Annotated in this window: 20 protein-coding genes and 1 riboswitch; of the genes, 15 read left to right on the top strand and 5 right to left on the bottom strand. The window is 71.0% G+C overall.

Features of this window, described 5'->3' with window-relative positions; translation table 11 throughout:
• Positions 1-842 (top strand): GTP-binding protein (locus J7I97_RS35145; RefSeq protein ID WP_214943793.1); only part of this gene is annotated, 842 nt, incomplete at its 5' end.
• A 105-nt stretch (positions 843-947) separates the two neighbouring features.
• Here J7I97_RS35145 and J7I97_RS35140 read toward each other — a convergent pair.
• Positions 948-3,113, bottom strand: a complete 2,166-nt coding sequence (locus J7I97_RS35140; RefSeq protein WP_214943791.1) for a restriction endonuclease — start codon at positions 3,111-3,113, stop codon at positions 948-950.
• A 106-nt stretch (positions 3,114-3,219) separates the two neighbouring features.
• Positions 3,220-5,676, bottom strand: coding sequence for a DNA topoisomerase (ATP-hydrolyzing) subunit A (locus tag J7I97_RS35135; protein ID WP_214943789.1), 2,457 nt, complete (start codon positions 5,674-5,676; stop codon positions 3,220-3,222).
• 242 nt (positions 5,677-5,918) lie between these two features.
• Here J7I97_RS35135 and J7I97_RS35130 point away from each other — a divergent pair, with 242 nt between their 5' ends.
• From J7I97_RS35130 to J7I97_RS35115, 4 genes are all read left to right on the top strand, one after another.
• Positions 5,919-7,277, top strand: a complete 1,359-nt coding sequence (locus tag J7I97_RS35130) for a pitrilysin family protein (protein WP_214943787.1) — start codon at positions 5,919-5,921, stop codon at positions 7,275-7,277.
• A gap of 20 nt (positions 7,278-7,297) precedes the next feature.
• Positions 7,298-8,665 (top strand): pitrilysin family protein, encoded by a 1,368-nt coding sequence (locus tag J7I97_RS35125; protein WP_214943800.1) that lies wholly within the window; start codon positions 7,298-7,300, stop codon positions 8,663-8,665.
• A 184-nt stretch (positions 8,666-8,849) separates the two neighbouring features.
• A riboswitch (cyclic di-AMP (ydaO/yuaA leader) is annotated at positions 8,850-9,009 on the top strand.
• Positions 9,010-9,021: 12 nt separating this feature from the next.
• Entirely contained in the window at positions 9,022-9,816 is a 795-nt protein-coding gene (locus J7I97_RS35120) for a M23 family metallopeptidase (protein WP_214943785.1), read from the top strand.
• 179 nt (positions 9,817-9,995) lie between these two features.
• Entirely contained in the window at positions 9,996-10,661 is a 666-nt protein-coding gene (locus J7I97_RS35115) for a GntR family transcriptional regulator (protein WP_214943783.1), read from the top strand.
• A gap of 159 nt (positions 10,662-10,820) precedes the next feature.
• On the opposite strand, the gene J7I97_RS35110 is transcribed toward J7I97_RS35115, so the two are convergent.
• A complete protein-coding gene (locus J7I97_RS35110) occupies positions 10,821-11,102 on the bottom strand; it encodes an HPr family phosphocarrier protein (protein ID WP_214943780.1) in 282 nt (93 codons plus the stop codon).
• A gap of 185 nt (positions 11,103-11,287) precedes the next feature.
• On the opposite strand from J7I97_RS35110, the gene J7I97_RS35105 reads away from it, so the two are divergent.
• From J7I97_RS35105 to J7I97_RS35090, 4 genes are read left to right on the top strand one after another with little or no spacing between them, the layout of a single operon-like run.
• Positions 11,288-14,131: a GNAT family N-acetyltransferase gene (locus J7I97_RS35105; protein WP_214943777.1), complete on the top strand. Its 2,844-nt coding sequence runs from the start codon at positions 11,288-11,290 to the stop codon at positions 14,129-14,131.
• 53 nt (positions 14,132-14,184) lie between these two features.
• Positions 14,185-14,793 (top strand): DUF5998 family protein, encoded by a 609-nt coding sequence (locus tag J7I97_RS35100; protein ID WP_214943774.1) that lies wholly within the window; start codon positions 14,185-14,187, stop codon positions 14,791-14,793.
• A complete protein-coding gene (locus J7I97_RS35095) occupies positions 14,793-15,995 on the top strand; it encodes an alkaline phosphatase family protein (RefSeq protein ID WP_214943771.1) in 1,203 nt (400 codons plus the stop codon). Before J7I97_RS35100 ends, J7I97_RS35095 begins: the two co-directional genes overlap by 1 nt.
• Positions 15,996-16,048: 53 nt before the next feature.
• The gene (locus tag J7I97_RS35090) at positions 16,049-16,699 is read left to right on the top strand and encodes a thymidine kinase (protein WP_214943768.1); all 651 of its coding nucleotides are present in this window, start codon (positions 16,049-16,051) and stop codon (positions 16,697-16,699) included.
• A gap of 300 nt (positions 16,700-16,999) precedes the next feature.
• On the opposite strand, the gene J7I97_RS40535 is transcribed toward J7I97_RS35090, so the two are convergent.
• Positions 17,000-17,161, bottom strand: a complete 162-nt coding sequence (locus J7I97_RS40535; protein WP_374195539.1) for a hypothetical protein — start codon at positions 17,159-17,161, stop codon at positions 17,000-17,002.
• 762 nt (positions 17,162-17,923) lie between these two features.
• Between J7I97_RS40535 and J7I97_RS35080 the strand changes: the two genes are divergently transcribed.
• From J7I97_RS35080 to J7I97_RS35060, 5 genes are all read left to right on the top strand, one after another.
• Positions 17,924-18,346, top strand: coding sequence for an SseB family protein (locus J7I97_RS35080; protein WP_214943798.1), 423 nt, complete (start codon positions 17,924-17,926; stop codon positions 18,344-18,346).
• Entirely contained in the window at positions 18,346-18,909 is a 564-nt protein-coding gene (locus J7I97_RS35075; RefSeq protein ID WP_214943765.1) for a hypothetical protein, read from the top strand. The genes J7I97_RS35080 and J7I97_RS35075 overlap by 1 nt, the downstream gene beginning before the upstream one ends.
• Positions 18,909-23,543 carry a putative T7SS-secreted protein gene (locus J7I97_RS35070; protein WP_251059466.1) on the top strand — a complete coding sequence of 1,545 codons (4,635 nt, stop codon included), beginning with the start codon at positions 18,909-18,911 and terminating at the stop codon, positions 23,541-23,543. The genes J7I97_RS35075 and J7I97_RS35070 overlap by 1 nt, the downstream gene beginning before the upstream one ends.
• Positions 23,544-23,550: 7 nt before the next feature.
• Complete coding sequence (locus J7I97_RS35065) at positions 23,551-24,021, top strand: hypothetical protein (RefSeq protein ID WP_214943762.1); 471 nt, start codon at positions 23,551-23,553, stop codon at positions 24,019-24,021.
• Positions 24,022-24,140: 119 nt separating this feature from the next.
• On the top strand, positions 24,141-24,713 hold the full coding sequence (locus J7I97_RS35060) for a thymidine kinase (RefSeq protein ID WP_214943759.1): 573 nt from the start codon (positions 24,141-24,143) through the stop codon (positions 24,711-24,713).
• A gap of 27 nt (positions 24,714-24,740) precedes the next feature.
• Here J7I97_RS35060 and J7I97_RS35055 read toward each other — a convergent pair whose 3' ends face one another.
• On the bottom strand, positions 24,741-25,979 hold the full coding sequence (locus J7I97_RS35055) for a hypothetical protein (protein WP_214943756.1): 1,239 nt from the start codon (positions 25,977-25,979) through the stop codon (positions 24,741-24,743).
• A gap of 76 nt (positions 25,980-26,055) precedes the next feature.
• Between J7I97_RS35055 and J7I97_RS35050 the strand changes: the two genes are divergently transcribed.
• The gene (locus tag J7I97_RS35050; protein WP_251059465.1) at positions 26,056-26,301 is read left to right on the top strand and encodes a hypothetical protein; all 246 of its coding nucleotides are present in this window, start codon (positions 26,056-26,058) and stop codon (positions 26,299-26,301) included.
• Positions 26,302-26,367 lie beyond the last annotated feature (66 nt).

Here is a 26,367-nt window from a genome sequence, read left to right as displayed (position 1 = left end):
CGGCCAAACGCAACGGTGTTGGCATGGTGCAGGTCGTGGACGCGGCGGAGTTCGACGCCACCCGGGCCGCACACCCGGAGACCGACCGGCACCTGGCCGTCGCCGACCTGGTCGTGCTGAACAAGACCGACCGGGTGGACCCGGCCGAGCGGGCCCGTATCGAGGGGGTGCTCGCCGCGCTCTGCGGTCCGAGCACACCCGTGATCGGCGCCGATCACGGGCGGATCGACCCGGAGCTGCTCTTCGACCGCCGCCCCTGGACGGAGACCCGTGGGCAGCTCTCCTTCGAGGACCTGCTCGCGGAGGCCGACGAGCACGGCCACAACGACGAGCACGGCCACAACGACGAGCACGGCCACAACGATGAGGACGGCCACAGCGATGAGGACGACGACCACAGCGGCCACGCCCACACGGCGTACGAGAGCGCGGAGTTCGTGTCCGAGCAGGCTCTGAGCCCGCGCCGGTTCATCGACTTCCTCGACCGCCGCCCGGCCGGGCTCTACCGGATCAAGGGATTCGTCTACTTCGGCGTCCCCGGCCACGAGGAGCGCTACGAGGTCCACGCGGTCGGCCGCTTCCTCCGCTTCGCCCCCGGTCCCTGGGGGCGGGGCGAACCCCGGCTGACCCAGCTCGTCCTGATCGGCTCCGGCACCGATGGCCCCGGACTGCTCCGCGAGCTGGAGGCCTGCCGGGAGCCGGAACCGCGGAACACCAGCCCGGAGAGCATGTGGGGCATCCTGCGGTACGTCGCCCAGCCCGCGGAGCCTGACGGGGTGGACGGGGTGGACGGGGTGGACGGGGTGGACGACGATGCCGATGCCCAGCCGGTGGATCGGTAGCGACTGTCCCGTGGACCCCGGCCGGCCGGCCCGGAGCCGGCAGGACCGCCGCACGCTGAACCCGGTTGTGCGGGACATCCGGCGGCGCTGAACGCACCCCGGGGCTCAGGCCACCTCGACGCCATACTCGCGCAGCAGGTCCTCCAGGCCGCCGCGGTAGCCCTTGCCGCCGATCACGAAGTCCCAGTCACCGTTCGAGCGGCGCCGGAACGAGCCGAGCACCAGGGCGGTTTCGCCGGCGCGGCCGTCGGAGACCTCCAGGCGGCCGAGTTCCTCGCCGGTCGCGCCGAGGAGGCGGATGTGGGCGTCGGTGAAGCCGGCGAGATCGGCGTGCGGATTGACCTCCGGGTCGATCGCGGCGACGAGGACCAGCCGGTCGGCGGGCTGCGGCAGGGCGTCGAAGGTGACCTCCAGCGCCGCCTTGTCGGGTGCCGAGCGGGAGCGGGCCCGTACCGAACCGTCCGGGGTCCGCGGGTTGTTGAAGAAGACGAAGTGGTCCTCGCTCAGCACCCGGCCGCCCTCGCAGACGAGCGCGCACACGTCCAGCGCGACGGACCCCGACCAGGACATGCCCAGTACGTTGTGGTCCGTGTCTGTGTCCGTGTCCCTGTCCGGGGCCGTGTCCCGGGCCGTGGCGATGGCAGCGGCCGGTTCGGTCGTCCGCTGGCCGGAGACGCCCGCGCGGGCGCCACCACCACCGCCCAGCCGGCCCCGCAGGCCGTACTGGCGCAGCAGCTCCACCAGCTCGACACCGGGAACCAACTCCAGCGGCTTGCCGTTGGCAAAGGTGTACGACCCGGGTCCGAAGGACGAAGTGGTCACCAGCACGCCCTTGTTGGCCCCCGCGTCCTGGACCGTGCCGTACAGGTCCCGTACCGCCGTCGGTGGCACGGTGTTGCGGTAGCGCTTGACCTGCACCACGATCCGCCCGCCCCGGATCGGGGCCGGGTCCAGCGCCTCGACGTCGACCCCGCCGTCGTTCGACCGCTGCGTGGTCACCGCCTCCATGCCCATCGCCCGGAACAGCTCCGCGACCAGGCCCTCGAATTCGATGGGATCCATCGCGAAGAGGTCCGGCTCGTCCTCCCCGTCGGCGTCGGCGCCCACGCCCCCGCCGTGGGTGACCACCCCGGCCGCCCCGCCGACCTCGCCCGGCCTGCGCCCCGGCCGTACGGCCGTCAGCTGGTCGGGGCGCGCCGACAACTGGCCGCGCAAGCCGTCCACCAGGCAGTCCACTGCGCTCACCTGCTCCAGGCGCAGTTCGGAGAAGACGGAGCGCGCCGCTGACACCGTGGCCAGGACGATCTGCGCCTCCCGGCCCGTCACCGGATCGTGGTCGTCCACGAACCCGTTGACGACCACGGAGTCCAGCGCGCCGAACTCGTCCGCCGCGTACAGCTCGCGCAGCACCAGCAGCACGCACTGCGCCAGCAGGTCCCGGTACAGCGCCCGCCGCTGCGTGGCCGGCCGGGCCGTCTCCTTGTCCTGGTCGGTGCTCGGCATGTACCGGACCGACTTGGCCTCCGGCACGACCCCGTACCGCGGCAGCTCCCAGTCCAGCACCAGCTGCCGCGCCGCCGGGTCGTACGCGGCCGCCACCTGCCTCGGCAGCTCCTCGGGCCAGGCCGTGGAGGCGTACAGGGCGGCCGAGAAGTACTCCACGGCGGCTCCGGCGGCTTCGGCGCCCCCGCCGCGCAAGGCGCCCGCCAGCTCGGTGAGCCCGCTGTTGTGCCGGCGGACCGCGGCCAGCTGCTCGGCCGCCCAGTGGTCGTACTGCTGCCGGTACGCCGCCAGTTGCCGCTGCCGCCCCGCCTCCGCGGCGTGCGCCGCCTGCCAGGCCTGCGTGTACCGGGCGTGTGCCTCCCGCTCCGCCTGTGCCCGCCGGCTGGAGCCGAGCGTCCAGCCGCTCTGCTGCTGGAACTGCTGGAGCTGGGGCATCGGCACGGGGTGCGCCAGTGTGCCCGGGTCGAAGGGTTCGAGCCGCTCGGACCGGACCAGCGCGGACATCCGGAAGGCCGGCGCCCGGCAGCCGGCGGCCAGCAGCCCCTGCAGGCGGGCGACTTCCGCCTCGATCAGCTCCGTGCGCCGACGCGCCTCGGCCTCGCGGTGCTGCCGGTACGCGGCCTGCTGCTCCCGCTGACCCCGGGCCGCGTCCCGCTCGTACGCCCGCTGCCGGCGCTCCGCCTCGCGCTGCTGGATCAGCTGTGTCTGCTGCATCCGGCGCTGGGCCTCGGCCCAGTCCCCGATCAATCCGCCCGACCGACGAATCATCAGCTCTGTTCCCCCGCCCACCCGCAAGTGCCAAGAGGGAAAACACTAGTCGCCATTCAGGTGGTACGTCCCCCGCCCGGCGTACCACCTGAATGCCTCGTACGTCCTACAGCGCGCCCCCCGCCAGAGCGGCGACGGCCGCGGGCAGCGCCGTCCCCGAACCGTCCCGGCGCGGGTCCACGGCCGGCAGCTCGGCCGGAGTGCCGTTCGCCGCCGCCGCGCGGACCGGTGCGTTGCCCGCCCAGGCCAGCACCAGCAGGTCCTCGCCCTTCAGGAACCGCTGGCAGCGCACGCCGCCCGTGGCCCGGCCCTTGCGCGGGTACTGGTCGAACGGGGTGAGCTTCGCGGACAGCACCGAATCGTCGAGCGTCCCGTGCGAGCCCGCCACCGTGAACACCGTGGCGTCCCGGGCCGGGTCGACGGCCGAGAAGTGGATCACCTTGGCGTCGTCGGCGAGCTTGATGCCCGCCATACCGCCCGCCGGGCGGCCCTGCGGGCGCACCTGGCCCGCCGGGTACCGCAGCAGCTGGGCGTCGTCGGTGATGAAGACCAGGTCCTCATCGCCCGTCCGCAGCTCGACCGCGCCGATGATCCGGTCGCCCTCCTTGAGGGTGATGACCTCCAACTCGTCCTTGTTCGCCGGGTAGTCCGGTACGACCCGCTTGACCACGCCCTGCTCGGTGCCCAGGGCAAGGCCCTGCGAGGACTCGTCCAGCGAGGTCAGGCAGATCACCTTCTCGTCCGCCTCCAGCCCGGAGAGGAACTCCGAAACCGGGGCCCCGCCGGCCAGATTCGGTGCGGCATGGGTGTCCGGCAGCTGCGGCAGGTCGATCACCGCGAGCCGCAGCAGCCGCCCGTACGAGGTGACCGCGCCGACGTCGGCCCGGGCGGTCGCCGCCACCTGCGACACGATCAGGTCGTGCTTCGCTCGGGCGCCGCCCTCCGCCTCGGGCAGTGGTTCACCGGTCACGGTACGCGCCAGCAGGCCCGTCGAGGACAGCAGTACCCGGCAGGGGTCGTCCGCGACCTCCAGCGGAACCGCCCCGACCGTCGTGCCCGCCGACTCCAGCAGGACCGTACGCCGCTCGGTGCCGAACTTCTTCGCGACCGCCGCCAGTTCCGAGGAGACCAGCTTGCGCAGCTCGGTGTCGGAGTCCAGGATCCCGGTCAGCTCGTCGATCTCGCCGGTGAGGCGGTCGCGCTCGGACTCCAGCTCGATCCGGTCGAAGCGGGTGAGCCGGCGCAGCGGGGTGTCCAGGATGTACTGGGTCTGGATCTCGCTCAGCGAGAAGCGCTCGATCAGCCGCTCCTTGGCCTGCGCGGAGTTGTCGCTGTCCCGGATGAGACGGATGACCTCGTCGATGTCGAGCAGGGCCACCAGCAGGCCCTCGACCAGGTGCAGCCGGTCGCGCCGCTTGCCCCGGCGGAACTCGCTGCGCCGACGCACGACCTCGAAACGGTGGTCGAGGTAGACCTCCAGCAGCTCCTTGAGGCCGAGCGTCAGCGGCTGCCCGTCGACCAGCGCGACGTTGTTGATGCCGAAGGACTCCTCCATCGGCGTCAGCTTGTAGAGCTGCTCCAGCACGGCCTCCGGATGGAAGCCGTTCTTGATCTCGATGACCAGGCGCAGGCCGTGCGCGCGGTCGGTGAGGTCCTTGACGTCGGCGATGCCCTGGAGCTTCTTCGAGCCGACCAGGTCCTTGATCTTCGCGATGACCTTCTCGGGGCCGACCGTGAAGGGCAGTTCGGTGACGACCAGGCCCTTGCGGCGCGCCGTCACCGTCTCCACCGCCACCGTCGCGCGGATCTTGAAGGTGCCGCGGCCGTTCTCGTAGGCGTCCTTGATGCCCGCGAGGCCGACGATCCGCCCGCCGGTCGGCAGGTCGGGACCCGGCACGAAGCGCATCAGCGCCTCCAGGTCTGCCTGCGGGTAGCGGATCAGATGCCGGGCGGCGGCGATGACCTCGCCCAGGTTGTGCGGGGGCATGTTGGTGGCCATGCCGACCGCGATCCCGGACGAGCCGTTGACCAGCAGGTTCGGGTAGGCGGCGGGCAGCGCCACCGGCTCCCGCTCCTGGCCGTCGTAGTTGGCGGTGAAGTCGACGGTGTCCTCGTCGATCGACTCCGTCATCAGTGACGTGGCGTCCGCCATCTTGCACTCGGTGTAACGCATCGCGGCGGGCGGGTCGTCGTTGCCGAGCGAGCCGAAGTTGCCGTGGCCGTCGACCAGCGGCAGCCTCATCGAGAAGGGCTGGGCCATGCGCACGAGGGCGTCGTAGATCGACGCGTCGCCGTGCGGATGCAGCTTGCCCATGACCTCGCCGACGACGCGGGCGCACTTCACATAGCCGCGGTCGGGGCGCAGGCCCATCTCGTTCATCTGGTAGACGATGCGCCGGTGCACCGGCTTCAAGCCGTCCCGGGCGTCGGGCAGGGCACGGGAGTAGATCACCGAGTACGCGTACTCGAGGAAGGAGCCCTGCATTTCGTCGACGACGTCGATGTCGAGGATCTTCTCCTCGAAATCCTCCGGCGGCGGGGTCTTCGTGCTGCGGCGGGCCATCGCTGCGCGGCTCCTTAACCAAGAATGGGGTGTGCTGGCGGTCTGACTGGGTCCTGCTGGGGTTGACGCGGACCATTGTGGCCCGAGGTACCGACAACGCCGACTCCGACCCTGGGGCTTCCCCCCCGGACGGAGTCCGCGGGGGAGTGAGACCCGGGAACTTCTCCGGTGGCCGACGCGCTTGCATACAGTGGCAGGTCTGACGGAAATCTCTGCATCGCGATCGAAGGGACCACATGCCCATGGGTCACACGGCCACAGCTCAGGCCGGCTCCGGCGGCCTGACAGCGACCGAGCACCGGCTGGCCAACGGCCTGCGCGTGGTGCTTTCCGAGGACCACCTGACCCCGGTCGCCGCGGTCTGCCTCTGGTACGACGTCGGCTCGCGCCACGAAGTCAAGGGGCGAACCGGCCTGGCTCACCTCTTCGAGCACCTGATGTTCCAGGGCTCGGCGAGCGTACCGGGCAATGGACACTTCGAGCTGGTCCAGGGCGCCGGCGGGTCCCTGAACGGAACCACCAGCTTCGAGCGCACCAACTACTTCGAGACCATGCCGGCCCACCAGCTGGAGCTCGCGCTCTGGCTGGAGGCGGACCGGATGGGCTCGTTGCTGGCCGCCCTGGACGACGAGTCCATGGAGAATCAGCGCGACGTCGTCAAGAACGAGCGCCGCCAGCGGTACGACAACGTTCCGTACGGCACGGCCTTCGAGAAGCTGACCGCCCTCGCGTACCCCGAGGGCCACCCGTACCACCACACGCCGATCGGCTCGATGGCCGACCTGGACGCGGCCTCGCTGGAGGACGCGCGCGCCTTCTTCCGTACGTACTACGCGCCCAACAACGCGGTGCTGTCGGTTGTCGGCGACATCGATCCCGAGCAGACGCTCGCCTGGATCGAGAAGTACTTCGGCACCATCCCCGGGCACGACGGCAAGCAGCCGCCGCGCGACGGCTCGCTGCCCGAGATCATGGGGGAGCAGCTTCGCGAGGAGATCATCGAGGAGGTCCCGGCGCGCGCGCTGATGGCCGCCTACCGGCTCCCGCACGACGGCACCCGTGAGTGCGACGCCGCCGACGTGGCGCTGACCGTCCTGGGCGGCGGCGAGTCCTCGCGGCTGCACAACCGCCTGGTACGCCGAGACCAGAGCGCCGTCGCGGCGGGCTTCGGCATGCTGCGGCTCGCCGGCGCCCCCTCGCTGGGCTGGCTGGACGTGAAGACCTCCAGCGGGGTCGAGGTGCCCTCCATCGAGGCGGCCGTGGACGAGGAGCTCGCCCGGTTCGCCGCCGAGGGCCCCACGGCCGAGGAGATGGAGCGCGCCCAGGCGCAGCTGGAGCGCGAGTGGCTCGACCGGCTGAGCACCGTGGCCGGCCGCGCGGACGAACTGTGCCGCTTCGCGGTGCTGTACGGCGATCCGCAGCTGGCGCTGACCGCCGTCCAGCGGGTCCTCGACATCACCGCCGAGGAGGTGCAGGCCGTGGCCGCGGCCCGACTGCGCCCCGACAACCGCGCGGTGCTGGTGTACGAGCCGCTTCCCGCGGAGGCCGACGAGCACGCAGAGCACGCCGAGCAGACCGAGAACGAAGGGGCGGAGCAGTGAGCGACACCGCAGCCGTCACGATGACCCTCCACCCGCAGCCGCAGGCCGGCGAGGCCAAGCCGTGGGCCTTCCCCGCCCCCGAGCGCGGCTCGCTGCCCAACGGCCTGACCCTGCTGCGCTGCCACCGCCCCGGCCAGCAGGTCATCGCCGTCGAGATCAACCTCGCGGCACCGCTGGACGCCGAGCCCGAGGGCCTGGACGGCGTGTCCACGATCATGGCCCGCGCCCTGTCCGAGGGCACCGACAAGCACTCCGCCGAGGAGTTCGCCGCCGAGCTGGAGCGCTGCGGCGCCACCCTCGACGCGCACGCCGACCACCCGGGCATCCGGGTCTCCCTGGAGGTCCCGGCCTCCCGTCTCGCAAAGGCCCTCGGCCTGCTCGCCGATGCGCTGCGAGCGCCCGCCTTCGCCGACGGCGAGGTCGACCGGCTGGTGCGCAACCGGCTCGACGAGATCCCGCACGAGCTGGCCAACCCGCAGCGCCGCGCCGCCAAGCAGCTCTCCAAGGAGCTCTTCCCGGCCACCCTGCGGATGTCCCGCCCGCGCCAGGGCACCGAGGACACGGTGGCCCGTATCGACTCCGGGGCCGTACGCGCCTTCTACGAGGCCCACGTGCGCCCCGCCACCGCCACCGCGGTGGTCGTCGGCGACCTGACCGGCATCGACCTCGACGCCGTCCTCGCGGACACCCTGGGCACCTGGACGGGCAACTCCGCCGAGCCCCTGCCGGTGCCGCCGGTGATGGCGGACGACACCGGCCGCGTGGTCATCGTGGACCGGCCCGGCGCGGTCCAGACGCAGCTGCTGATCGGCCGTATCGGGGCCGACCGGCACGACCGCGTGTGGGCGGCCCAGGTGCTCGGCACGTACTGCCTCGGCGGCACCCTCACCTCGCGCCTGGACAAGGTGCTGCGCGAGGAGAAGGGGTACACCTACGGCGTACGCGCCTTCGGTCAGGTCCTGCGCTCCACCGCCGACGGCAAGGGCGCCTCCATGCTGGCCATCAGCGGCTCGGTGGACACTCCCAACACCGGCCCGGCGCTGGAGGACCTCTGGAAGGTGCTGCGCACCCTCGCGGAGGGCGGCCTGACCGATGCCGAACGGGACGTGGCGGTGCAGAACTTGGTGGGCGTGGCCCCGCTGAAGTTCGAGACCGCGGCCTCCGTCGCCGGCACGCTCGCCGACCAGGTCGAGCAGGAGCTCCCGGACGACTACCAGGCGCAGTTGTACGCACGGCTGGCCGAAACCGGCACGGTGGAGGCGACTTCGGCCGTCGTCAACGCCTTCCCGGTGGACCGGCTGGTCACCGTGCTGGTGGGTGACGCGTCGCAGATCGAGGAGCCCGTCCGGGCCCTCGGGATCGGCGCCGTGAGCGTCGTCACCAACTGACCTGAAACCGAAGGGGCTCCGGCGGCTTGTCTGCCGGGGCCCCTTTTGTCTGTTTAGTGGTGAGGTTGTTTGTATGTGGTGTGGCGTACGCAACAAAAACGCGACTCTGTTTGGTGATTGACGGATGATCCGCCTAGCGTCGGGAGCGCTGTTCGTCAGTTGTACCTGCCGCATCCGCGGCACCGGACAGCAATCGCCGAGTCCCCGTCAGGCGCGAGCCTGGGGAGCCGGGGACCCACATGTGTCCCTGGGGTGAATCGGACCGCCTCGCCAGAGGGGGCCCGTAGGAGACCTTCCTGCTCCGAACCCGTCAGCTAACCCGGTAGGCGAGAGGGAAGGAAAGGATCAACCCCTTCATGGCGTTTGGCAGTCGTGCCGCCGGTAAGCACCGTGGTTCCAGTCGTCTGAGCCGCAAGACCGCCGGTTATGCCGGCATCGCCGCCCTCGCCACCACTGGTGTCGTCGGCTCCCTGGCCGCCCCCGCGTTCGCCGCGGACGGCAAGGCCCCCTCGATGGAGGACACCGGCCTGAACGCCGTTGTCGTCGCCGAGGACCTCCAGGACGAGATCGAGGCCCAGGCCGCCTCCCAGGAGCGCGCCGCCGAGGCCGCCGCCGTCAAGGCGCAGGCCGAGGCCGAGGCGCAGCAGCGTGCCGCCGAGTCCAAGCGCCTGGCCGAGGCCAAGGCGAAGGCCGAGCGCGACGCCGCCGAGCGTGCGGCCCGCGAGGCGGAGCGCAAGCGCCTCAACACCTTCGTCGCCCCCGTCGAGGGCTCCTACGTCAGCACGCAGTACCACGCGGGCGGCGGCATGTGGTCCTCCGGCAGCCACACGGGCATCGACTTCCACGCCGCCTCCGGCACCTCGGTCCACGCCGTGGGCGCGGGCACCGTCGTGGAGGCGGGCTGGGGCGGTGCGTACGGCAACAACGTCGTCATCAAGCACAACGACGGCACCTACACCCAGTACGGCCACATGTCCTCGCTGAGCGTCTCCGTCGGCGAGCAGGTCACCCCGGGCCAGCAGATCGGCCTGTCGGGCTCCACCGGCAACTCCAGCGGCCCGCACCTGCACTTCGAGGCCCGCACCGGCGCCGAGTACGGCTCGGACATCGACCCGGTCGCGTACCTGCGCTCGCACGACGTCAGCCTCTGATTCCGCAGCGCGTCGCACACCCACCGCTTCGCTGAAGGCCCCGGCTCCCCGAGCCGGGGTCTTCTCCGTGTGGCTGTAAACATTTCGGATATCCGGCCGTCATCGGAAATTATCGTGTGTTGCAATAGAGTCGCAGCAGCACGTTCAGTCGATAGTTGGAAATAGGCGGAGGTCCGGTCTTGCGTATTCCTGCGCACGCGGTATGCACAGCAATTCGCGACGACATCGTCTCCGGTGTCTTCGGGCCGGGCAGCAGGCTGACCGAGGAGGTGCTGGCCCGGCGCTACGGGGTCTCGCGCGTCCCGGTCCGCGAGGCGCTGCGGACCCTGGAGTCCGAGGGGTTCGTCACCACGCGCCGGCACGCGGGTGCCTGCGTGGCCGAGCCGACCGAGCAGGAGGCCGCCGACCTCCTGGAGCTCCGGATGCTGCTGGAGCCGCTGGCGGCCGCCCGCGCCGCCCGCCGGCGTACCGAGGCCCACCTGAAGGTGCTGCGCGGCCTGGTCAGGCTGGGCCAGGAGCGGGCAAGGCGGGGCCAGGGGGAGGATCTTCGGTCCCTGGGCGGCTGGTTCCACGAGACGCTGGCCCAGGCCTCCGGCAGCCCCGGGCTGATCGCGCTGCTGACCCAGATGCGGCACAAGATCGCCTGGATGTACGCGGTGGAGGCCCCGGCGCGTCCCGTGGAGTCCTGGGCGGAGCACGGCGCGATCGTGGACGCGGTGGCGCGCGGCGACGCCGAACGGGCCAGGGCGCTCACCGCGATCCACGCGGACCGGGCGGCCGGCGCGCACCGGATGCGGGTGAGGACTTCGCAACCTGCCGTAAACATGTCGAGCGGCTCGCATTAACAAGAGCCGTATACAAAGGACCGATATTCGCGCGGTCCCGTTATTCCCGGAGCCGTGCCGATTTCCCCTGCGCGGATTGTTTTTAATTTAGCCTGAAACAGCTGAGCCGTGGCTCCCGGTATTCCCGGGGGCCACGGCCCGAACCTGAACCCGAGGGGATCAGACGGTCTCCGGGAGCTCCTCGAGGCCCTCGGCGACCAGCTTCGCGAGGCGGTCCAGCGCGGCCTCCGCACCGACGGCCTCGGAGGCGAGGACGATCTCCTCGCCGCCCTGGGCGCCCAGGCCCAGAACCGCCAGCATGGAACCGGCGTTGACGGGGTCGCCGCCGGCCTTCGAGATGGTCACCGGGACGCCGGAAGCGGTCGTCGCCCGGACGAAGATCGAGGCGGGACGAGCGTGCAGGCCCTCGGCCCAGCCGACGTTGACGCGGCGCTCTGCCATGGTGATGCCCTTCAGGGTTCTTACGGTTGTCTAGACCAGTCTCTCACGGCACCCGGAATGCTCCGACCGACCTTCGGCCCCAATCTGCCGCCGTTCGACCTTCCCCAGCTTGCACTGAATTGCCCCAGCTTGTCCCATGCGCCGCGCGAGCACCGTCCGGCCGGTCCTGGCCTTAGGGTGGCCCCATGACCACCGCGTCGGACCCCTCGTACCCGGCCCACTGGGAAGCGGACGTCGTGCTGCGCGACGGCGGCACCGCCCGGATCCGGCCCATCACCACCGAGGACGCCGAGCGGCTGGTCAGCTTCTACGAACAGGTCTCCGACGAGTCGAAGTACTACCGGTTCTTCGCCCCGTACCCGCGGCTCTCCGACCGCGACGTGCACCGCTTCACGCACCACGACTACGTGGACCGGGTCGGCCTCGCCGCCACCATCGGCGGGGAGTTCATCGGCACCGTCCGCTACGACCGGATCGGCGCCGACGGCCGGCCCGCCTCCGGCCCCGCCGACGAGGCCGAGGTCGCCTTCCTCGTCCAGGACGCCCACCAGGGCCGAGGCGTCGCCTCCGCACTGCTCGAACACATCGGCGCGGTGGCCCGGGAGCGCGGCATCCGCAGGTTCGCCGCCGAGGTGCTGCCCGCCAACTCAAAGATGATCAAGGTGTTCACGGACGCCGGCTACCAGCAGAGGCGCAGCTTCGAGGACGGCGCCGTCCGCCTCACCCTCGACCTCGAACCCACCGCCGAATCCCTCGCCGTGCAGCGCGCCCGCGAACAGCGCGCCGAAGCCCGCTCGGTGCAGCGGCTGCTGGCCCCCGGCTCGGTCGCGGTGATCGGAGTCAGCCGCTCCGGCGCGGGCATGGGCGCGGCCGCGCTGCGGAACCTGCGCGACAGCGGCTTCCACGGGCACCTCTACGCCGTCAACGAGGCCGTCTCTGCGGACCTGCTGGACGGCGTACGGGCCTACCGCGCGCTTCGCGACATCGGCGCCCCCGTCGACCTCGCGGTCGTCGCGGTCCCCGCCGAGCGGGTCCCGGAAGTCGTCGCGGCCTGCGGCGAACACGGGGTGCAGGGGCTGGTCGTCCTCTCCGCGGGATACGGGGAGAGCGGCCCGGAGGGACTGGACCGGCAGCGCGAACTGGTGCGCCAGGTGCGCTCGTACGGGATCCGGCTGATCGGCCCGAACGCCTTCGGGGTGATCAACACCGCCCCGGAGGTGGAGTTGAACGCCTCGCTGGCCCCGGCGCCGGCGCCGGACCGCGGGCGGATCGGCCTGTTCACCCAGTCCGGCGCGATCGGGATCGCCCTGTTGTCGGCGCTCGTGCGGCGCGGCGAGGGCCTCTCCTCGTTCGTCTCGGCGGGCAACCGGGCTGACGTCTCGGGCAACGACATCCTCCAGTACTGGTACGAGGACGAGGCGACGGATGTCGCACTGCTCTACCTGGAAACCCTGGGCAACCCGAGGAAGTTCACCCGGCTCGCGCGGCGCACCGCGGCGGTGAAGCCGGTGGTGGTGGCGAAGGGCGGCCGGCACACCCCGGCCGGGCACGTGGTCCCCGGGACCCGGCTCTCGGACGGCACCGTCTCGGCGCTGCTGCGGCAGGCCGGCGTCATCCGGGTCGACACGGTCACGGAGCTGGTGGACGTCGGCCTGCTGCTCGCGGGGCAGCCGCTGCCGGCCGGACCGCGGGTGGCGATCCTCGGGAACTCGGAGTCGTTGGGGGTGCTGACGTATGACGCCTGTCTCACGGAACGCCTGCGCCCGCTGCCTCCCCTGGACCTGACGACGGCCGCCGGGCCGGCGGAATTCCGGGCGGCGCTGACCGAGGCACTGGCGTCACCGGAGAACGACGCGGTCATCGTGACGGCGATCCCGTGGGTGAGCGAGCACGCGCTGGCGGATGACCTCGCCGATGCGCTGCGGGCAGCCGCGGCGGCGTACCCCGGCAAGCCGGTGGCCGTGGTCCACGTCGAGCTGGGTGCGCTGGCGGACGCGCTCTCCGCCGCGACCGCCCCTGCGGGAGCCGTCCACCACCCCGCCCCTCCCCGAAACCGGGACTCCGCCCCAGACACCGGTCCTCGAACGCCGGACGGGCTGAGAACGGGGCGCGGCGAAGGCGAGCCCCCTGCGGGGGACCCCGACCAGGCCACGGCGCCGGCCAGGATTCCGGCGTATCCCGCCGCCGAGCGGGCCGTCAGGGCCGTCGCCGAGGCCGTCCGGTACGGCCAGTGGCGGCGGGCCAACGCCGAGGCCGGACAGGTGCCCGCGTACGACGACCTCGACGAGAGCGGCGCCGCCGCTCAGCTGGCCCGCCTGCTGGCCCCCGTCGACCGCGCGGCCGTGGTCACCCTGGAGGACACCGACGCCCACACCCTGCTCGGCCGGTACGGGATCCGGGTGCTCCCCGTTCTCCCCGCCCCCACCCCCGACGCCGCGGCCCGGGCCGCGGCGGCCCTCGGCTACCCCGTGGCCCTCAAGACCACCGCCCCGCACCTGCGCCACCGCGCGGACCTGGGCGGCGTACGGCTGGACCTCACCACCGAGGCCGAGCTGCGCCGCGCGTACGACGAGCTCACCGAGGCCCACGGCAAGCCCGCCGAGCTGCTCCCCGTCGTCCAGTCCATGGTCCCCCGCGGGGTCGACACCGTGGTCCGCTCCGTCATCGACCCCGCCGCCGGCGCCGTCCTCTCCTTCGGGCTGGCCGGCGTCGCGTCCGAGCTGCTCGGCGACACCGCCCACCGCCTCGTCCCGGCCACCGACCGCGACGTGGCCGCCCTGATCCGGTCCATCCGCACCGCACCCCTCCTCTTCGGCTGGCGCGGCACCGACCCCGTCGACACCCCCGCCCTGGAGGAGCTGCTCCTGCGGCTCTCCCGCCTGGTCGACGACCACCCCGAGGTGGTCGGCGTCTCCCTGGAACCCGTCGTCGTCGCCACCGAGGGGCTCTCCGTCCTGAGCGCCGCCGTCCGCATCGCCCACCCGCCCGCCCGCACCGACCTCGGCCCGCGCACGCTCCCCAGCTACTAGGACGAGTCACAGGACGGCCGCGGGAGCCCGAGGCGCCCCGTGCGGGCCTTAGGATGGACCCCATGGCGAAATCCGGTACGACGACCCAGGGGCTGCGCGCGGCGATCGAGCGCAGCGGCTACTACCCGGCCCTCGTGGCCGAGGCCGTGGAGGCCGCGGTAGGCGGTGAGCCGATCTCGTCGTACCTGGTCCACCAGGAGACCACCTTCGACTCCAACGAGGTCCGCCGCCACGTCACCGTCCTGGTCCTCACCGGCAACCGCTTCATCGTGAGCCACACCGACGAGCAGGCTGCCGACGCCGGGTCCCCGTCCCCGTACGCGACCACGTCCACCGAGTCGGTCAAGCTCGCCAGCATCTCCTCCGTGGTGCTCAGCCGCGTCGTCGCCAACCCGGAGTCGTACACCCCCGGCACCCTGCCCCGCGAGGTCGTGCTGACCATCGGCTGGGGCGCGGTCTCCCGGATCGACCTGGAGCCCGCCGCCTGCGGCGACCCGAACTGCGACTCCGACCACGGCTACACCGGCAACTCCACCGCCGACGACCTCAGCCTGCGGGTCAGCGAGGCGGGCGACGGCCCGGATGCGGTCCGCCAGACCCTGGTCTTCGCCCAGGCGCTGAGTGAGGCCACCGCGGCCACGTCCGCCGGCTCCGCCCGCTGATGACCTACTCCGCCCCGCCGAACTGGGACGAGCCGGAGCTGCTGGATCTCGCCGGCGCCCCCGTCCCGCACTACGGCACCGGCTCGCTCTCCGATCTGCTGCCGACCCTCGCGGCCGGCCAGGGTGTCCCCGGCCTCACCGCCGGCATCGCCGAGCTGACCCCGTCCGACCGGAACTGCGTGTTCCTGGTCGACGGCATGGGCTGGGAGCAGATAAAGGCCCACCCGGACGAGGCCCCGTACCTGGCCTCCCTCCTCGGTTCCTCGCGCGGCGGCACCGGCCGTCCGATCACCGCGGGCTTCCCGGCGACCACCGCCACCTCGCTGGCCTCGGTGGGCACGGGTCTGCCGCCGGCCCGGCACGGCCTGCCCGGGTACGCCGTGCGCAACCCCGCCTCCGGCGAGCTCATGAACCAGCTCCGCTGGCAGCCGTGGACCCCGCCGAAGCCCTGGCAGCCGTACCCGACGGTCTTCCAGCTCGCCGACGCCGCCGGGGTGCACACCGCCCAGGTGTCCGCGCCCGCGTTCCAGAGCACCCCGCTCACCAAGATCGCGCTGAGCGGCGGCACCTTCCACGGCCGGATGACCGGCGAGGAGCGGATGGACCTGGCGGCGATCCAGCTCGCCGCCGGGGAGCGCTCGCTCGTGTACACGTACTACAGCGAACTCGACGGCGCCGGCCACCGGCACGGCGTGGACTCCGACGCCTGGCGCGGCCAGCTGATGTACGTCGACCGGCTCGTGCAGCGGCTCGCCGAGCAGCTGCCGCCCCGTACCGCGCTGTATGTGACCGCAGACCACGGCATGGTCGACGTCCCGTTCGACGAGGACTCCCGGATCGACTTCGACGAGGACTGGGAGCTGGGCGCGGGCGTGGCCCTGCTGGGCGGCGAGGGCCGGGCCCGGCACGTGTACGCGGTACCGGGCGCCGAGGCCGACGTACTGACCGTGTGGCGCGAGGTGCTCGGCGACCGGTTCTGGGTCGCGAGCCGTGAAGAGGCCCTGGAACTGGGCTGGTTCGGGACACCGGGAGAGTGCGACGAGCGCGTCCTCGGGCGGATCGGCGACGTGGTCGCGGCCGCCCACGCCGATGTCGCGATCACTGCCTCCCGGAACGAGCCCAACGAGTCGGCGCTCGCCGGAATGCACGGCTCCATGACCGCGGCCGAGCAGCTCGTCCCGCTGCTCGAAATCCGCTCCTGACCCCTCGCCCCTTCCGCCCTGCCCTCCCACGCCCGAAAGGTCCCGTACTTCCCATGCCCGAGCTGGTGTTCTTCTCCGGAACGATGGACTGCGGAAAGAGCACTCTGGCTCTACAGATTGCGCACAACCGGTCGGCGAGGGGGCTGCAGGGTCTGAACTTCACTCGGGATGACCGTGCGGGGGAGGGGAAGCTCTCTTCAAGGCTCGGGCTGGTGACCGACGCGGTCGAGGCGGTGCAGGGCATGGATCTGTATGCCTATGTCGTCGACCGGCTGTCGCAGGGCGGCAAGGTCGACTACTTGATCGTGGACGAGGCGCAGTTCCTGGAGCCGGTGCAGATCGATCAATTGGCGCGGGTCGTGGATGACTTGGGCCTGGATGTCTTTTCCTTCGGTATCACCACCGACTTCCGCACGAAGCTCTTCCCTGGCTCGCGGCGGCTGATCGAGCTGGCGGACCGCCTTGAGACGCTGCAGGTGGAGGCGATGTGCTGGTGCGGGGCGCGTGCTACGCACAATGCCCGCACGGTGGGCGGCGAGATGGTGGTGGAAGGTGAGCAGGTCGTTGTCGGTGATGTGAGTAGCCCCGCTGCGGAGGTCGGCTACGAGGTGTTGTGCCGGCGTCACCATCGTCGCCGTATGACGAGCGGTTCTGTCCGCGCTGGCGCGCTCTCGCCGGACGTCCTGCCTGTGGGCTCTGACTGAGGGTTGTCGGCCGAATAGGCCGGTTCACTGTGCGGTGGTCTGCAAAGCCTCTCGGCATCCGCCTCCAGGGACCTGCCGATAAATTACTGATCGTTTTTGGGTCTGGTCAGCCCGATGAGGTTCGCGAGGTCCTGGGCGGTGGCTGCCGTAATCGGGGCGGACTTGACGGGGCGGACTTGACGGGGTGGCCAAGTCCTTCCAGGACCGGGGTGATCTCGTGGGTCGCGTCGCCGACTGCGTTTGCCGGTGAGCTCAGCAGGGTGGTAAGTGCTCTGACCTGGGTCTTCCAGCGGTGTCGGATCACGGTGACCAGGAGCCGGTCGGACAGTGAGGGCGGGCCTCGGCGCAGGGTGCGGCGCCGGGCCCGCTGTGGTGCAGGCTGATCGGTGGATGGTCGAGGATGTACTGCTCGGCCTCGGTCAGGAGCCTGGCGAACTCGTGGGCCTGCATCCCGGTGATCACGGGATGGTGCAGCCAGCCGGGGGCCCGGTCGGCTGGCTGGCTGCGGTCCTCGTGACGGGGAGTGGGCGGCGGGGTCGGCGGTTGGGGGTGCAGGGTGTAGTTCCATGTTCCGTGCCACTCGTGCTCGGTCAGGGGGCAGGGCGGCCATCACTTCGTCGGGCACGGTGATGCCGGTGGGGTAGGCGCCGGGTGGGCTTCGCCCGGCAAACCCCACTGCCCGCTTCACCCTGGAAGACGCCCCCGCCATCCTGGGCACCGTCTTCGACGACGTCCGGACGATCCCCCTCCCCTCGTGCATGCCTGACCAAAGAGCAGAGGCTCTGCGTCGGCGTTCCGTCCCCCAGCTCGCCACTCTGGGCCGAGCGGACTGTGGGGAGGCGGTCGCTCACGGTGTGGCAATCCGAGCTGCGGGAGCGCGGGCCCCACAGCCAGCCCATGACACCAGAGCATCGGGAGGAACCAAGCGCCTCACAACTGATCTTGCGGAAATCAGCGCTGCATGACGTGGTCTTCGCCGCAGCCCTCGATCTGGGAAGAGGACTTCGCACGCTTCGGGGACAGCCTGCTGATCACACGGTTGTGTCGGATGTTCAGGACGGCGCCTGCGAACAGGAGGTGCGTTTCCACTCGCCGATGAACTCAAACCCCTGGCGCCGGACCGTAGGCGCCACGTCGCACGGCAGAGATCCCCCTGAAAGCGGCGCAATCACCCAAGGTACGGTTCCCTCTGGGTCGCTGACCAGCACTTGGGGGATGAAGATCATGGAATTGACCGGGGAGATAGCAGCCATCCGGGATGGCGGGGGTGATCCGGCTCGGTTGGTGGGTGAGTTCCGACGGGCTGTGCTGCTCGTTCCGTTCGCCGCCGACGCCAACGGTCTCAGTGACTCTGACGGTTCCCATGGCGGCCTGATGTCCGCAGTCAGGGGCGGGATTCGTTGGCTGTATGCGTTCACGGATGAAGAGGCGCTGGCCCGCTTTGCGGAGGCGCGTGCGGAGGCGGACCGGGAGTGGCCTTACCTTTCGATTCTGGGTGCGCGGCTTGTGGATGCGGTGGTCCCGATGGCCGACGGTCCGGCGGGGGTAGCCGTGAACGTGGCCGACGAGGACGGTTCGATGCTCTTCCCGCCGGTGGCGGGGATCGTCCCCGACGCGTATGCCGTCGACGCTGTGGGCGTGGCCTGATGGCGGGCGATGGGGACCTGGAGGTCTCGCCTGCCGCGGTCAAGAACATTCAGGACGGGCTGCGCGCGGCGATCTCGGAGCTGCGTGAGTCGGGGGATGCCGCAGGCGCGTCCATGGGTTCTGGTCTCAGTGACTTGTCGATGACGGGGATGGAGGCCGGGCATGCAGGGCTGGCCACCGACTTCGAGGACTTCTGCGAGCGATGGGAGTGGGGCGTGCGGAGCCTCGTGCAGGATGCCAGCACCCTCGCCCAGTCCCTCGGCATTGCCGCTGGCACGGTGTGGGAGGAGGACCAGTACGTGCAGGGGGCGTTCAAGGTGGTCGCCAATGCCGCGTACGGCAATCCGCATGCCAGTGAGGACGATATCGAGAAGAAGGACTGGGACGACATCTGGCGGGCTGATGTCTACAAGCCGGACTACAGCGCGGAGTCGTTCGAGAAGAGCGGCGAGGACATCAAGAAGAACTGGTCGGAGACCAAGGACACGCTGACCTCCAGCGGCAGGATCGGTTCGCTTAAGGACCTGCTGGATCAGGCGAACGGCGACGGGGGCGGTAACTGATGGGATGGCGCGACTACATACCCGACTCGGTCGAGGACGTGGCCGAGGACGCTGTCGAGGGGGTCGGCGATGCCATCGAGTGGGCCGGCAATAAGACGGCCGGCGCAGTGGACAAGGTCGGCCTGGAGGATGCCGGCGATTGGATCCGCGACAAGAGCCGCTCCGCCGCCAACCGGCTCGGCGCGGACGTGGAGGAACTCGAGCTCGGCCAGACCGACGACCCGAAGAAGCTGGTCTACGGCAGCGTCGCCAAGATCCGCGAGCAGGTCTCGCACCTGAACGACTTCAAGGCCTCCTTCGATCAGGTCGGCAACGGCCTCAAGGGCATCGGGGAGCCCGAGGGCCTCAAGGGCAAGTCCGCGGACGCCTTCCGGGAGGCGGTGGCCAAGGAGCCGCCCCGCTGGTTCGAGGCAGCGGAGGCCTTCGGCAAGGCCGCCGACGCGATGGGCCGTTTCGCCGAGACCGTGGAGTGGGCGCAGGGCCAGGCGAAGGAGGCCCTGGCGGACTACGAGCACGCGAACAAGGTCTCCACCGACGCCCGTAACGCGTACAACAAGCAGGCCGACGCCTACGAGGCTGCGGTGAAGGCGAAGCAGGACCACCTGCCGCCGAGGCCGTCCGATGACTTCGACGACCCCGGAAAGCCCCTCGTCTCCGCTGCCAAGGAAAAGCTCACCAGCGCCCGCAAGCAGCGCAACGAGGTCGCGGAGACGACCCGTACGGCAGTCTGCTCGGCCCGCGACAAGGCCCCGAAGAAGCCCTCGTACGCCGAGCAGCTCGGTGATGGTCAGGAGTACTTCGTACTGGCCGGCAACCACTTCCTGGGCGGCGTGATCAAGGGCACGGCCGGCACCCTCAACTTTGCCCGCGCGCTGAACCCGTTGGACTTCTACAACATCTCGCATCCCGCCGAGTACCGGACGAACCTCAACTCGACGGTCACGGGCCTGCTCACCATGGCCAACGACCCGTGGGGCGCGGGCAAGCAGATGCTCGACGAGTTCATGAAGGACTCCAACGAGGGCATCGGCAAATTCATCCCGGACCTCCTCGGCTCCAAGGGCCTCGGCACAGCGAAGAGGGCCGGCGCGGCCGCCAAACACCTCGACGACCTTAAGGCCGCGGAGCGCAAGGGCCCGGCCCGGACCGGCAACGACGCGGACGGTCCGAACAAGGGCGAACGGCCCGACTGCGAGAAGCGGTGCGACGGGACCGACCCCGTCGACCTGGCCTCGGGCCGGATGTTCCTCCCGCAGACCGACATCGTGCTGCCCGGCGTCCTGCCGCTGGCCTTCACCCGGCGCGCGGAATCGGGGTACGCGAGCGGCCGCTGGTTCGGTCCGACCTGGGCATCGACGGTCGACCAGCACCTGGAGGTCGATGCCGAAGGCGTCGTGCTCGTCACCGAGGACGGCCTCTCCGTCCCGTACCCGCACCCCGCCCCCGGCATAGCCGTCCTGCCGGTGTCCCCTTCCGCGCCCCGCCATCCGCTGGAGCGCACCCCGGACGGCGACTGGACGCTCAGCGACCCCACCACCGGCCACATACGCCGCTTCACCCCGCCCGACGGCGACCCGGACGCCGACGGCATCGCGCCCATCGCCCAGCTGGAAGACCGCAACGGCAACCTCATCACCTTTGAGTACGACCACGCGGGCACGCCGCTGGGGATGGCCCATTCCGGTGGCTACCACCTGCGCTTTGAGACCGCCGAGGGCCGCATCACCGCCCTGCACCTCACCGGCGGCCCACGCGTGCTGGCGTACGGGTACACCGACGGGAACCTGACCGAGGTCGTCAACTCCTCCGGACGGCCACTGCGCTTCACCTACGACGAGCGCTCCCGCATCACCTCCTGGACCGACACCAACAACCGTAGGTACCACTACGCCTACGACGAGCGGGACCGCTGCATCGCGGAAGGGGGTGCCGCCGGCCACATGGCCCTCACTCTCGCGTACTCCGAGGCGGACCCTGGGACCGGGCTGCGCGTGACGGCCGCCACCACGGGCTCGGGCCACACCCGCCGCTACCTGGTCGACGACGCCTACCGCGTGGTCGCCCGGATCGACGAACTGGGCGCCACCGTGCGCTACGAGTACGACCGGCAGGGCCGGCTGCTTGCGGAGACGGACGCGCTCGGCCTGACCACCCGGCGCACCTACGACGCACGGGGCCTGCTCACGGAACTCGTCCGGCCGGACGGGCGCCGGGGCAGGATGGAGTACGACGATCTCGGCCTGCCGGTGAAGGTGGTCGGCGACGACGGCCGGGTCTTCCGTCAGACCTATGACGAGCGGGGCAACCGCACTTCGTTGACCTCGCCCAGCGGAGTCACCAAGACGGCCGAGTACGGCGAGCGCGGGCAGCTGCTCTCGCTGACCGACGCCCTTGGCGCAGTCACCCGCATCGAGTGCGACGGCTCCGGCCTGGCTTCCCGGGTGACGGACCCGCTGGGCGCCGTCAGTCGCTTCGAGAGGGACGCCTTCGGCCGGGTCGTGCGGTTCACCGACCCGCTGGGCGCCGTCACGCGCATGGACTGGACGGTGGAAGGCAGGCCGGCCCGCCGGATCGCCCCCGACGGCAGCGAGCAGTCGTGGACGTACGACGGTGAGGGCAACTGCCTCAGCCGTACGGACGCGCTGGGCGGCAGGACCCTCTTCGAGTACACCGACTTCGACCTGCTCTCGGCGAGGACCGGGCCGGACGGCCTGCGGTACGCGTTCGACTACGACGGCGAACTGCGGCTGACCCGGGTGACCGGCCCGCAGGGGCTGTCGTGGGACTACGCCTACGATCCGGCTGGCCGGCTCCGCTCGGAATCGGACTTCGACGGACGGACGGTCGCGTACGGATACGACGCGGCGGGACGCCTGGTGTCGCGGGCCGACGACGGGGCCGAGCCGGTCACGTTCGCGTACAACCCGCTGGGCCAGACCGTCCGCAAGCAGAGCGCGGACGGTGTCACGGAGTACGAGTACGACGTCTTCGACGAACTGGCCGCCGCGACGTCACCGGACGGAACCCGGCTGACCCGGCTGAGGGACCGCCACGGCCGTCTCCTGTCCGAGACCGTCGACGACCGCACCCTCACCTACGGCTACGACGAGCTGGACCGGCGCGCGGTACGCACCACCCCGGGCGGAGCGGAGAGCCGCTGGGCCTTCGACGCGGCCGGCCGGCGCAGCACGCTCACCACGTCGGGCCGCACCGTCGCCTTCGACCGGGATGCGGCGGGCCGCGAGGTCTCCCGCACGGTCGGCTCCGCGGCCACCGTCTTCGACCAGCTCGACGAGCTGGGCCGGATCACGGGCCAGCAGGTGGTGGGGCGTGACGGCGCCCTTCTCCAGCGGCGGGGGTACACGTACCGCGCCGACGGCCGGTTGGCGGGGAGCGAGGACGCCCTGGGGGGCGCCAGGACCTTCGAGCGGGACGCGGTGGGCCGGATCACGGCCGTCCGGGCGGAGGGCTGGACGGAGCGGTACGCCTACGACGAGGCGGGCAACCAGTGCGCCGCCTCCTGGCCCGACGGCCACCCGGGCGCCGAGGCTCGCGGCGAGCGCGCGTACCAGGGCACGCGCATCGTCCGCGCGGGCGCGGTGCGCTACGAGCACGACGCCCGGGGTCGCGTGGTCCTGCGCCGGAAGGTGCGACTCTCCCGCAAGCCGGACATCTGGCGCTACACGTGGGACGCGGACGGGAGGCTCACCGGGGTGGTCACCCCGGACGGGACGCGCTGGCGCTACCGCCATGACGCGCTGGGCCGGCGGACGTCGAAGCAGCGCCTGGCCGACGACGGCCGGGTGGCGGAGGAAACGCTCTTCACGTGGGACGAGAGCACCCTGTGCGAGCAGACCACGGCCGTGGCGGCCGCGGCCTCGGGGGAACCCGAGCGGGACGGCCGTTCGGTCGTCGTCTCCTGGGACCACAACGGGCTGCATCCGCTGGCTCAGACGGAGCGGATCGTCGCCGACGCCACCCAGGAGACGGTGGACGAGCGGTTCTTCGCGATCGTCACGGATCTGATCGGCACCCCGAAGGAACTGGTCGGCGAGAACGGGGAAATCGCCTGGCGTGTTCGGGCCACGCTCTGGGGCGCCACCGCGTGGAACCGTGACGCGACCGCGTACACACCGCTCCGCTTCCCGGGCCAGTACTACGATCCCGAAACCGGACTGCACCACAACTACTTCCGCACCTACGACCCCGAGACCGCCCGCTACCTCAGCCCGGACCCGCTGGGCCTGGGCCCGGCGCCGAACCCCGCCACGTACGTCCTCGACCCGCTGACCTGGACCGACTACCTCGGGCTGGCCCCGGAATGCAAGATCGGGGAGCCGGACCCGGCGAGCCAGGGGGGGAACCTCCCCATGCTGGCGGACAAGATCGCCGCACACGGCGACATCAAGAAGCGCGGAATTCCCGGGGTGGACGACCTGGACGTGCCGGAACACCTGGAAGACATGATGACCAACAGCCCGGGGGTGAAGATGCGCAGTACCCCTTCGGGCACGCCTCGCTGGGCCTGGTGGGACGAGTCGACCGGCACGATGCTCATTCGGGAAGGGGAGAACGGCACCTTTATGCAACCGGACCGCGGCTACCAGTACTACTTGGAACAGATCAATGAGTGAGGCACGGATGAGCGGGACCCCCGAGACGGACGCCTTGTGGGCGCGACTGTCGCCTGCCGCGGGGGCGGCGGTGGCCGCCGTCGACGCGGAGCGGCTGGAGGTGGAACGGGCCCGGCTGTCCCCGGAGCGGCGGGAGGCGGTCACCGAGCCGGTGTATTCCGTACGTCGGCGGTTCGAGGCGTGGGAGCGACTGGGCCGGATCCTGGAATCGGGACCCCGCCCGGACGAGTTCTACCCGTTCAGCGCCTATGAGAACGACCTCGACGGCAGGGACTCGCTGGCGGGGGTGATGGCCTCCCTCCCGGAGGCGGTGCGAGCGGAGTTGGCGGGTGTTCTGGACGCACTGGACGCCCGGTTCGCGGCCGCCACCGACCAGGACGTGACGGGAGCGCTCGACCCGTGGCTGCGCACCGGGCGGGGCCGAGCGACGCAAGCCCACGTCTGGTGGTGGCGCGTGCCGAAGTCCGCGCCGTGGTGAATCCGGACGGAGCGATGCGGGGCCAGCGCTCGAAGCCGTCCCACGCCACGCGTACGACCGGCGGGACCTGCGGGCGTGCCGACGGTGCCGATGATGGAGGTTGGTCAAGCAATAGGACTTTGGCGCTCCAGATTGCCCATAACCGCGACGCGCGGGGGCTTCAGGGCGTGATCTTCACGCGGGACGACCGGGCGGGGGAGGGCAAGCTGTCGTCCCGGCTGGGTCTGGTGACGGAGGCGATCGAGGCGCCGGAGGGCATGCTCTCGAAGGGTGGCAAGGCGGACTACGTGATCGTGGACGAGGCTCAGTTTCTGGAGCCCGACCAGATCGACCAGTTGGCCCGGATCGTGGACGCCCTCGGCCTGGACGTCTTCGCCTTCGGCATCACCACGGACTTCCGCACGAAGCTCTTCCCGGGCTCGCAGAGCCTGATCGAGTTGGCGGACCGCCTGGAGCAGCTCCAGGTGGAGGCCCTCTGCTGGTGCGGTGCCCGCGCCACGCACAACGCCCGCACGGTGGGAGGGGAGATGGTCGTGGAAGGCGCCCAGGTGGTGGTCGGTGACGTGAACCGCCCGGCGGAGGAGATCGGCTACGAGGTCCTCTGCCGCCGCCATCACCGCCGCCGCATGACCTCGGCCGCGGCCCACGTCGGCGCCCTCTCCCCGGACGTCCTCCCGGTCAACCACGCCTGACCGTCTTCTTCCGTGCCGGCGGCCGAGTTACCGGAGACCGTGACTGTCGAGACGGTGGATGAGGCCGGGCCGGCTCCGGTAGGTGTCGCGCAGGAGCCCCAGACGCTGCTGGAAATCGACACCGTGTCCGGCGTGAGCGCAGGCATCGCGCAGGTCACGAAGGAGGGCGACCGCCGCGTCGTAGGCACTGGTCTTCTTGGAGGCGATGTGTGCTTCGGCCTGGTTCCAGATGACGTCCGCTTCGGCGGCGAGTGCGGTCAGGCGCGTGGCGCGGGCTCGCAACCGGTCGCGTTCGGCGTGCCCGTGGCGCTCGGCGCGGCGGGTGTGCGCCGCATCCAGCAGCCGGGCGGCGGTCCGGCGACCGGGTGCGGTCGCCGGGGCGGAAGTTTCCCGCAGACGGTGCACGAGTTCGCTGTGCAAGTGGGGTTCCGGGCCGAGGGCGAGGCGCACCAGTAGGGCGTCCTTCTCCTCGTTCGGGAGGGCGGAGACGAGTCGCGCGAGCTCCTTCCGTGTCAGACGGGCCGCGGGTTCCGGCGCCGCGGTGCTGCTGTGTGCGGCGACAGTGAGCAGGTCGGTGTCGACGCGCAGGAAGTCCGCGAGCGCGCTTTGCGGAGCCGTGAGTTCGCCCAGGCCGGCGGGGACGGGAGGCTCCAGGGAGGACTGGTACTCCTCTTCGTCGTCGTCCTCGTCGTCCTCGTCGTCCTCGTCGTCCTCGTCGTCCTCGTCGTCCTCGTCGTCCTCGTCGTCCTCGTCGTCCTCGTCGTCCTCGTCGTCCTCGTCGTCCTCGTCGTCCTCGGCTTCCCGGGCAGAGAGGGCGGAGAGCCACGCCAGATAGAGGGGCCGCATATCGCCGGTGGCGAGTTCCTCGCGTACGCCGATGACTGCTGCCAGGGAATCGTCGGCTCCCTCGTCCCAGTCGGCGTCCTCGTCCTCGCTGGTCAGGTCGAGGAGAAGGTGGGTTCGGGTGGCCCAGGTTTCGACGTGGTGGCCGAGACCGTACGGTTGGACGCTGCGCAGGGCCAGGCGCTGTAGAGGCAGGCGGAGCATCAGCCGGCGTGTGCCCCAGCTGGCGACGTACAGATGGGCGTCGAAGTACCGCTCCACCAGGTTTCGCGGATTCCCCCGCAGGTCGCCCCAGTGGTATTCGTTGGTGAAGCTGGTGGCGGTGATCCTGGCACGGTTGGAGACGCTCCGCAGTGCTTCCCGCTGGTCGCCGCTCAGCGGCCGGTCGAGGGCCTGAAACTCGTAGTACTGGTACTCGCTCACCGGAAGCACCCTACTGCTGACGGCGGTGCGGGAGGGTAGGTTCGGCGAGGCGGCGAGGGCACGGAACGGAGCGGTTGTGGACGAGTCTCATGGAAAGACCGTGGGACAGGTGCGGGAGTTGGTCGGGTGGATCGGCGCGGGACGGAAATTGACGCAGACCGGCCGCATCACTCTCGCGGACGCCCGGACCTTGGTGGAGCTGCTGGGCACCGGCGACCAGATGGACCCGGTGATCGGTGACCGGAGGTTCAAGACGAAGTCCAGCGAGGAGCTGTACCACCTCAACCTGCTGGCGGAATGGGCTAAGAGCGACCGGCAGTAGGTGCCGAAACACGGTCGTTGTGAGGGGTGGCAGCAGAACGGGCACAGCAACACCGGTGCGTTTACG

Origin of the sequence: Streptomyces sp. ISL-87 (assembly GCF_018614095.1) — a bacterium.
Taxonomy (GTDB): Bacteria; Actinomycetota; Actinomycetes; order Streptomycetales; family Streptomycetaceae; genus Streptomyces.
This window is presented reverse-complemented; position numbering and strand designations above follow the sequence as displayed.

Bases quoted from the DNA above. Each gene is read 5' to 3' on its own strand.
- J7I97_RS35080 (WP_214943798.1), top strand. From the start codon at position 17,924: ATGGAATTGACCGGGGAGATAGCAGCCATCCGGGATGGCGGGGGTGAT.
- J7I97_RS35070 (WP_251059466.1), top strand. From the start codon at position 18,909: ATGGGATGGCGCGACTACATACCCGACTCGGTCGAGGACGTGGCCGAG.
- J7I97_RS35095 (WP_214943771.1), top strand. From the start codon at position 14,793: ATGACCTACTCCGCCCCGCCGAACTGGGACGAGCCGGAGCTGCTGGAT.
- J7I97_RS35125 (WP_214943800.1), top strand. From the start codon at position 7,298: ATGACCCTCCACCCGCAGCCGCAGGCCGGCGAGGCCAAGCCGTGGGCC.
- J7I97_RS35105 (WP_214943777.1), top strand. From the start codon at position 11,288: ATGACCACCGCGTCGGACCCCTCGTACCCGGCCCACTGGGAAGCGGAC.
- J7I97_RS35110 (WP_214943780.1), bottom strand. From the start codon at position 11,102: ATGGCAGAGCGCCGCGTCAACGTCGGCTGGGCCGAGGGCCTGCACGCT.
- J7I97_RS35120 (WP_214943785.1), top strand. From the start codon at position 9,022: ATGGCGTTTGGCAGTCGTGCCGCCGGTAAGCACCGTGGTTCCAGTCGT.
- J7I97_RS35135 (WP_214943789.1), bottom strand. From the start codon at position 5,676: ATGGCCCGCCGCAGCACGAAGACCCCGCCGCCGGAGGATTTCGAGGAG.
- J7I97_RS35065 (WP_214943762.1), top strand. From the start codon at position 23,551: ATGAGCGGGACCCCCGAGACGGACGCCTTGTGGGCGCGACTGTCGCCT.
- J7I97_RS35130 (WP_214943787.1), top strand. From the start codon at position 5,919: ATGGGTCACACGGCCACAGCTCAGGCCGGCTCCGGCGGCCTGACAGCG.
- J7I97_RS35090 (WP_214943768.1), top strand. From the start codon at position 16,049: ATGCCCGAGCTGGTGTTCTTCTCCGGAACGATGGACTGCGGAAAGAGC.
- J7I97_RS35075 (WP_214943765.1), top strand. From the start codon at position 18,346: ATGGCGGGCGATGGGGACCTGGAGGTCTCGCCTGCCGCGGTCAAGAAC.
- J7I97_RS35140 (WP_214943791.1), bottom strand. From the start codon at position 3,113: ATGATTCGTCGGTCGGGCGGATTGATCGGGGACTGGGCCGAGGCCCAG.
- J7I97_RS35100 (WP_214943774.1), top strand. From the start codon at position 14,185: ATGGACCCCATGGCGAAATCCGGTACGACGACCCAGGGGCTGCGCGCG.